Raw genomic sequence first — 473 nt, 5'->3', positions numbered from 1 at the left:
GCATCACCCGCGGTCTTTCGAAAATCATTCCCTCGAAAAAATAACAAAAAACCCTGATTTCTCAGGGTTTTTGGAAGAATCAATGGCAGGGGCAGAAGGATTCGAACCCTCGGCACGCGGTTTTGGAGACCGCTGCTCTACCAGCTGAGCTATACCCCTATCTCGCTTGCGGCACTCCCGTCAGGCGATCAACCATTCTGGTGGGCCTTCAGGGATTCGAACCCGGGACCGGCCGGTTATGAGCCAGCTGCTCTAACCAACTGAGCTAAAGGCCCGTATCGGCATTTCCTTCAAGAGAAGTATTGCCGCCACGCCGAGTGGCGGCAATACTTGGCTCCCCCAGTTGGACTCGAACCAACGACACCGCGGTTAACAGCCGCGTGCTCTACCGACTGAGCTATGGAGGAATGTGGCAGGCCCTTGTTAAAAACAAGAGCCTGTGTTGGCGCTACCTATCTTCCCGGGCCGTCGCC

General features: G+C 55.6%; 3 tRNA genes. All 3 read right to left on the bottom strand.

What is annotated here, in order from left to right:
- Positions 1–83: 83 nt before the first annotated feature.
- Positions 84–159 (bottom strand) — tRNA-Trp (locus HMPREF1546_RS11510).
- Positions 160–198: 39 nt separating this feature from the next.
- A tRNA-Ile gene (locus HMPREF1546_RS11505) sits at positions 199–275 on the bottom strand.
- A 56-nt stretch (positions 276–331) separates the two neighbouring features.
- A tRNA-Asn gene (locus HMPREF1546_RS11500) sits at positions 332–407 on the bottom strand.
- Between the last annotated feature and the right edge of the window lie 66 nt (positions 408–473).

Source organism: Oscillibacter sp. KLE 1745, from assembly GCF_000469445.2.
Taxonomy (GTDB): Bacteria; Bacillota; Clostridia; order Oscillospirales; family Oscillospiraceae; genus Oscillibacter; species Oscillibacter welbionis.
This window is presented reverse-complemented; position numbering and strand designations above follow the sequence as displayed.